Below are 7,179 nucleotides of genomic sequence, written 5' to 3' on the forward strand. Positions count from 1 at the left end.
ACTCTGGCAGCAACGTCACTTGCGTCCGAGTCTCACCTTCAATAAATCGCTTCATGATCGCCCCCGATACGATCTCGACGATCAGAAGGTTAGACAATCACTGGCGTTTTCACACAGCCTGGACCCATAGCAGTCATCTGAACCGCATTGATCGACAGAAATGTCCACCGCCAATCCTAAAATCGTGAAGGTGGCTCATTTCCGGTCTTGATATTCGAAAAGACCTCATCTGGATCTGCCTGACACCAATATCTGAACAGAAGGCGAGGTTCGGTATTTCCGAAATATTGATCAACGGTGCTTTCGGGCGGCACGGTCAATTTAGGTGCTGGCCATTGCTGCGCTAAAACACCTATTGGTTTGTCAGACGACCAAATAATCCAAGTAGCCTTGCCTCCATTGATACCCGGTAAGTAGCCGGCATCTTGTATCACTTCGATTAAGGCGCGCAGCGTTGCTGATGGATCGAGTGTGATCGACGTCGCATGGCTTCCCAGATCATCTCCTGCATGAACGCTATCTCGATCAATGGCAACTTCCAACGTGACTACTCCTTTTTTACCGCTGTGCTGTCACTAGATCGTCCAGCGTAGAGACATCAACGGCTACCTGTCCACAGTCTGCTTTTGGCCGATTCCCGCCTGTCATGACCTACTACTCCATGCCGATTTTAGGCAGAGCGGCCGGCGCGGTGAGCCTCGTTTCGCAGAAGAGAAAATTCCCCATCTGTCCCAGATCTGTCCCATATCGCACTTTTTCAGACGCAAAAAACAACAAACCCCCGACTTTCTCTAGGAAAATCAGGGGTTTGCGTTTACAGAATGTGGCGGTGAAGGAGAGATTCGAACTCTCGATACAATTTCTTGTATACACACTTTCCAGGCGTGCTCCTTAAGCCACTCGGACACTTCACCGTATCTCGTCAAACCAGTTCAGTCTGTCGAGGCGCGCTAATGTAGTCGAAAGCCTTTCTGATGGCAAAGGTTTTTTTCAGAATTTTCATGCGGTTAGACCGGTATTCCGTGACGAGCCATGTGAGGGCGATGATTCTGCCATTCTCAGGCATCGACGACACGCGTCTGGAACGGTTGCTGCGCCCTGCCCAGGCGGTTTACCGCCGGGTATCGAGGGAAAGCCTGACCGGCCAGTCAGTCACGGCGCTTTACCAGGGCGGGCGTGGTGGGTAACGTCTGCGCATGCACCTCTATAACAAGTCCTACAAGGAACCGCGTCATGAGTGAGTTGATCTCCTACCACCTGGAAGACGGTATCGCGACCCTGACCTTGAGCAACGGCAAGGTAAATGCCATTTCTCCGGCGGTGGTCAGTGCGTTTAATGAAGCGCTGGATCAGGCCGAGAAGGATCGGGCGGTGGTGATCATCACCGGGACGCCGGGGATTCTGTCGGGTGGCTATGATTTGAAGGTGATGACCGCCGGGCCTAAAGAGGCCATCGGCCTGGTGACGTCGGGCTCGACGCTGGCGCGGCGCCTGTTGGCGCATCCGTTCCCGGTGATCGTCGCGTGCCCTGGGCATGCGGTGGCCAAGGGAGCGTTCCTGCTGTTGTCGGCGGATTATCGGATCGGGGTCGAGGGCCCGTTCAGCATTGGCCTGAATGAAGTGGCGATCGGCATGACCATGCATCACGCCGGTATCGAATTGGCGCGGGATCGTCTGCGCAAGTCGGCGTTTCACCGCTCGGTGATCAATGCCGAGATGTTCGACCCGCAAGGCGCCTTGCAAGCCGGCTTCCTCGATAAGGTGGTGGCGCCGGACGCATTGCACACGGCAGCGCTGGAGGCGGCTCGGCAGTTGAAGAAGCTCAATATGAATGCCCACAAGCAGACCAAACTGAAAGTGCGCAAGGCACTGTTGGAAGCCCTGGATGAGGCAATTATCCAGGACCAGGGCCATATCCTTAGCTAAGTCCCCACACCTGTTGTATCAGAGCCCGACCTTACGTCGGGCTTTTTCTTACAAACAAATCCGAATCTTCCTTAGCCGCTCTAGTCAGCCTCTGCTGGCAATTGTTGAAACATGCACTTAAACATCGCCTATCTCCTACCTCTACCGGGCAATTGCCGAATACAGTGCACATCCGTACACTGCGCCACCTTTTCTCTCGATGGGCCACGTCGATGCTGTTTATGTTGCGTATGTTATTGATGGGCCTGCACTTTATCCTCGCCGGCGGTTTGGGCGTGCTGCTGGGGATCTGTCGGCCGTTCAACCCGGACAACAGCCGTCTGTGCGCGCGTCTGTATGCGCTGCCGGCGATGCGAATACTGGGGCTGCGCGTCAAGGCCGATGTCGATTCGCTGCGCAACAAGCCCGGCAGTTGCCTGATCATCGCCAACCACCAGTCCAACTATGACCTGTTTGTGCTGGGCACCGTGGTACCGCACCGCACCGTGTGTATCGCCAAGAAAAGCCTGAAATGGGTGCCGTTGTTCGGCCAGTTGTTCTGGCTGGCTGGCAACGTGCTGATCGACCGCGGCAATGCGCACAAGGCTCGCCGCGCAATGCTCACCACCACCCGGACGTTGCAGCATAAGGACACGTCGATCTGGGTGTTCCCGGAAGGCACGCGCAACCTGGGCAAGGGTCTGCTGCCGTTCAAGAAAGGCGCGTTCCACATGGCGATTGCCGCCGGCGTGCCCATCGTGCAGGTGTGTGTAAGCAATTACGTCACGCATATGCGGCTCAATCGCTGGAACAGTGGTGATGTGCTCATACGCTCACTGCCGCCGATTCCTACCACCGGCCTGACGGTGGATGACATCCCGGCGTTGATGCAAGCCTGCTACGCGCAGATGGATGAATGCATCAAGACGATGGACCACCAATTGCAAAGTGCCGTAACAATAGAACTCGCTTCCAGCTAAGCTGCCCAACATCTGTCCCCCTGATAAGAAGTGATCGGCACCATGGGTAGAGTTGTTGCGGCCGCTGTTTACAGCGCCGGAAAGAAAGTTACCGATATAACCCTCGACGAAGGCGCGGCCTGGGCCGCCAAACCCGGGCATTTTGTCTGGATAGGCCTGGAAGAGCCCGACGCCCGAGAACTGGCCAACCTGCAACGCCAGTTCAACCTGCATGAACTGGCCATCGAAGACGCCCTGGAAAAACACAGCCGCCCCAAGCTGGAAACCTTTGGCGACGCGCTGTTTATCGTCACTTATTCACCGGTGCGCGAAAACGGCAAGCTGGTGTTTATCGAGACCCATATCTTTGCCGGCAACGGCTACATCATCACGGCGCGCAACGGGCACTCTGCGTCCTACGGCTTTGTGCGCCAGCGCTGTGAGGCGCGACCATTGTTACTGGAGCATGGGGAAGATTTCGTACTCTATGCGCTGCTGGATTTCGTCACCGGAAACTATCAGCCGGTGAGCGAGGCGATCCACGCCGAGATCGATGAGCTGGAGCGCAACGTGCTGTGCAGCTCACTCAATGAACACGATGTCCAGAACCTCCACGGCCTGCGCCGTGACGTGCTGCGCCTGCGCCGCTATGTGGCCCCGATGGTGGAGATCAGCGAGGAGCTGCAGAAGCTGAGTTTTCCGTTTATCGACAAGAACATGCGCCCGTATTTTCGCGATGTACAAATCCACGTCACACGGCAGATGGAAGACCTGGCCACCCTGCGCGACATCGCCAGCCAGACCATCGAGATCGGTGTGTTGCTGGAGGCGTCGCGCCAGAGCGTGGTGCAGCGCAAGTTCGCCGCGTGGGCGGCGATCCTGGCATTCCCCACGGCGGTGGCGGGGATTTACGGGATGAACTTCCAGAACATGCCCGAGCTGCAATGGCATTACGGCTATTTTGCCGTGCTGGGGTTCATCGCCGTAGGGTGCAGCGGGTTGTGGGCCAGCTTCAAGCGTTCGGGCTGGCTTTAAACCTTGGCTTCAGGCTTGTGCGCGACGAAGCGCATCATCCACTCCGCCACGGTCACACCGTGGTGGTCGCGCGCCAGGCTGGCGACGCCATTCTTGTAGACCTTCTCGCCCAAGGTTGTCTGAAGAATCTCCAACAACTCGCGGGAATAGTCGTGGATGAACTCCGGGTGCCCCTGGAAGCACAGCACCTGGTCGCCGATGTGGTACGCCGCAAACGGGCAAAACTCGCTGGAAGCGATGACCGTGGCATTTTCCGGCAAGGTGGTCACCTGGTCCTGGTGGCTGATCAACAACGTCAGCTCCGGCACCTCAGGGCTCATCCACGGCGCCTTGGCATCGACGTTATAATCGTGGATGCCGATGCCCCAGCCCTGGCCGGCGCGCTCGGTCTTGCCGCCTAGCAGCAGCGCCAGCAATTGGTGGCCGAAACAGATGCCCAACAACTTGTCGCCGCGCTCATAGCGGTCGAGCAGGTAGGTTTTGAGCGTCTGAATCCAAGGGTCGGTGCCAAACGAGTCGGCCTTGCTGCCGGTCACCAGGTACGCGTCAAACACCTCATCATCCGAGGGGTATTCACCCTGCACCACGTTGTACACGACAAACTCGGCGGGGATCGGCTGCTTGGAGAACAGGCGCTTGAACATCTGCCCGTAACCTTGGTACTGATCAATCAAGCCTGGACGCAGGATATCGGTTTCCAGGATGCAGACGCGTAGCGACATAAAAAATACCTGACACGGCGATGGGAATATTGAACACCCACAGAGCCTGCCTTGAAATACCCCCGCAACGCAAGCCCGCGCGCAGTGGATCGCTATCGTTCAGCGGGCAGCGTTGTGGTCAGGCAAATACTTCACCCTGTGCGGCTTTTCGCAGCAACAACGCCGGCGGCGCGAAGCGTTCGCCATACTGCTCGGCCAGGTAGCGCGCGCGTGCAATAAAGTCATTCAAGCCGTACTGGTTGATAAATTGCAACGCGCCACCCGTCCACGCCGCAAAGCCGATGCCGAAGATCGAGCCGACGTTGGCATCCGCCGTGGACATCAACACGCCCTCCTCCACGCAGCGCACGGTTTCGATGGCCTGGATAAACAACAAACGGTCGCGTACATCCTGCGCTGAAATGCGTTGGTCGGGGCGCTCGAATCGGCTTTTCAGTTCCGGCCACAAATACTTCTGCCCACCTGCGGGGTATTCATAGAAGCCGCCCCCCGCCGCCTTGCCCGTGCGTTTGTACTCGTTGACCAACAAATCAATCACCTGCGTCGCCGGATGGATTGGCAGCGCTTTACCTTCGGCCTGCAGATCCTTAGCCGTCTGCTGTCGGATGTGGCTCATCAGGCTGAGGGACACTTCGTCGGACACCGCCAGCGGCCCCACCGGCATACCGGCCTTGCGCGCCTCGGTCTCGATCATCGGTGCAGCCACGCCTTCGCCGAGCATGGCGATGCCTTCGTTAGTGAATGTGCCGAACACCCGCGAGGTGAAGAAGCCGCGACTGTCGTTGACCACAATCGGGGTTTTGTTGATTTGCAGGACGAAGTCGAAACCACGCGCCAGGGTTTCGTCCGAGGTCTGTGTGCCCTTGATGATTTCCACCAGCGGCATCTTGTCCACCGGACTGAAGAAGTGCAGGCCGATAAACCTGGCTTGATCCGACACCGCCGTGGCCAGGCCGCTGATGGGCAAGGTGGAGGTGTTGGAAGCGATTACCGCCTCGGTGCCGACCACGTTTTGCGCGGCGGCAGAGACCTTGGCCTTGAGCTCACGGTTTTCGAACACGGCTTCGATGATCAGGTCGCAGCTGGCCAGGTCGGCGTCAGACTGCGTAGGATAAATACGCGCCAAGGTGGCTTCGCGCTGCTCGGCGGTCAATTGCCCACGGCTGACCTTCTTGTCCAACAGCGTGGCCGAGTGCGCCTTGCCTTTCTCGGCGGCCGCAAGGTCGATGTCCTTGAGCACCACCTCAACACCTGCGCAGGCGCTGACGTAGGCAATCCCCGCGCCCATCATCCCGGCACCGAGCACACCGACTTTACGCGTGACGTAAGGCGCAAAGCCCTGGGGGCGCGAACGCCCGGCATTGATGTCATTGAGCTGGAACCAGAAGGTGCCGATCATGTTTTTCGCCACCTGCCCGGTGACCAATTCGGTGAAGTAGCGGGTTTCGATCAGGTGTGCGGTGTCGAAATCCACCTGGGCGCCTTCCACCGCGGCGCAGAGAATTTTCTCCGGAGCCGGGAAGCAGCCATGGGTTTTGCTGCGCAGGATCGATGGCGCGATGGCGAGCATCTGCGCGACTTTCGGGCTAGACGGCGTGCCTCCGGGGATCTGGTAGGTCTTGTTGTCCCAAGGTTGCGCGGCCTCAGGGTGGGCGAGAATCCAGACGCGGGCCTTGGCCAGCAGTTCGTCGCGATCCGCCGCCAATGCGTCGATCAAGCCGGCTTGCAGGGCCTGCTGCGGTCGGATTTTTTTACCCTCCAGCAAATAGGGCAGGGCTTTTTCCAAACCCAACAGGCGCACCATCCGCACCACGCCACCGCCGCCCGGCAACAGGCCCAGGGTGACTTCCGGCAGACCGAGCTGTACCGACTGGTCGTCCAGCGCGACCCGGTAATGACACGCCAGGCAAATCTCCCAGCCGCCGCCGAGGGCCGCGCCATTGATCGCGGCAACCACCGGCTTGCCAAGGGTTTCCAGGCTGCGCAGTTGCGCCTTCAATACCCGCACACTGTCGGAGAATTCCTTGGCGTGGGCCTTGTCGACCTTGATCAATTCATTGAGGTCGCCGCCGGCAAAGAACGTCTTCTTCGCCGAGGTGATGACCACGCCGACGATCCCGTGCTTTTCCGCTTGCAGACGCGTCACGGTGGCCGCCATGGCCTCGCGGTACAAGGCGTTCATGGTGTTGGCGCTCTGGCCTGGCATGTCGAGGGTCAGTACCACGATCTGGTCCTGGCCCTTTTCGTAACGAATGGCTTCGGTCATGACAATTCCTTGGGCTCAGAGGCGTTCGATAATGGTAGCGATGCCCATGCCACCGCCGACACACAGGGTGGCCAGGCCGTAGCGTTGTTGGCGCACTTCCAGCTCGTCGAGCAAGGTGCCGAGGATCGCGCAACCCGTGGCACCCAGCGGGTGGCCCATGGCGATCGAGCCGCCGTTGACGTTGACCCGGGCGGCGTCGATGCGCATGTCCTTGATGAACTTGAGTACCACCGAGGCGAAGGCCTCGTTGACCTCGAACAGGTCGATGTCTTCAACGCGAAGCCCGGCCTTG

7 protein-coding genes, 1 tRNA gene and 1 pseudogene are annotated in these 7,179 nt (G+C 58.7%); 4 read left to right on the forward strand and 5 right to left on the reverse strand.

Annotated features, from left to right (window positions below; genetic code table 11):
* Nucleotides 1–176 precede the first annotated feature (176 nt).
* The gene (locus L9Z73_RS21900) at nucleotides 177–542 is read right to left on the reverse strand and encodes a hypothetical protein (RefSeq protein WP_131699820.1); all 366 of its coding nucleotides are present in this window, start codon (nucleotides 540–542) and stop codon (nucleotides 177–179) included.
* Between the two features lie 282 nt (nucleotides 543–824).
* Nucleotides 825–914 (reverse strand) — tRNA-Ser (locus L9Z73_RS21905).
* A 129-nt stretch (nucleotides 915–1,043) separates the two neighbouring features.
* Here L9Z73_RS21905 and L9Z73_RS21910 point away from each other — a divergent pair.
* The 4 genes from L9Z73_RS21910 (at nucleotide 1,044) to L9Z73_RS21925 (ending at nucleotide 3,899) form a co-directional block, all read left to right on the forward strand.
* Nucleotides 1,044–1,187 (forward strand): hypothetical protein, encoded by a 144-nt coding sequence (locus L9Z73_RS21910; RefSeq protein WP_247405376.1) that lies wholly within the window; start codon nucleotides 1,044–1,046, stop codon nucleotides 1,185–1,187.
* A 46-nt stretch (nucleotides 1,188–1,233) separates the two neighbouring features.
* Nucleotides 1,234–1,926: a crotonase/enoyl-CoA hydratase family protein gene (locus L9Z73_RS21915; RefSeq protein WP_247405379.1), complete on the forward strand. Its 693-nt coding sequence runs from the start codon at nucleotides 1,234–1,236 to the stop codon at nucleotides 1,924–1,926.
* 212 nt (nucleotides 1,927–2,138) lie between these two features.
* Nucleotides 2,139–2,885, forward strand: coding sequence for a lysophospholipid acyltransferase family protein (locus tag L9Z73_RS21920; protein WP_247405382.1), 747 nt, complete (start codon nucleotides 2,139–2,141; stop codon nucleotides 2,883–2,885).
* Between the two features lie 42 nt (nucleotides 2,886–2,927).
* Entirely contained in the window at nucleotides 2,928–3,899 is a 972-nt protein-coding gene (locus L9Z73_RS21925; RefSeq protein WP_247405385.1) for a magnesium and cobalt transport protein CorA, read from the forward strand.
* On the opposite strand, the gene L9Z73_RS21930 is transcribed toward L9Z73_RS21925, so the two are convergent.
* The 3 genes and pseudogenes from L9Z73_RS21930 to L9Z73_RS21940 all read right to left on the reverse strand — a co-directional run.
* Complete coding sequence (locus L9Z73_RS21930; protein ID WP_247405388.1) at nucleotides 3,896–4,621, reverse strand: amidotransferase; 726 nt, start codon at nucleotides 4,619–4,621, stop codon at nucleotides 3,896–3,898. The genes L9Z73_RS21925 and L9Z73_RS21930 overlap by 4 nt on opposite strands.
* 118 nt (nucleotides 4,622–4,739) lie before the next feature.
* Nucleotides 4,740–6,887: a 3-hydroxyacyl-CoA dehydrogenase NAD-binding domain-containing protein gene (locus tag L9Z73_RS21935; protein WP_247405391.1), complete on the reverse strand. Its 2,148-nt coding sequence runs from the start codon at nucleotides 6,885–6,887 to the stop codon at nucleotides 4,740–4,742.
* Between the two features lie 15 nt (nucleotides 6,888–6,902).
* Nucleotides 6,903–7,179: pseudogene (locus L9Z73_RS21940) on the reverse strand (acetyl-CoA C-acyltransferase); the annotation flags it as partial.

The sequence above is a fragment of the Pseudomonas emilianonis genome, from assembly GCF_023072625.1.
GTDB lineage: Bacteria > Pseudomonadota > Gammaproteobacteria > Pseudomonadales > Pseudomonadaceae > Aquipseudomonas > Aquipseudomonas paraveronii.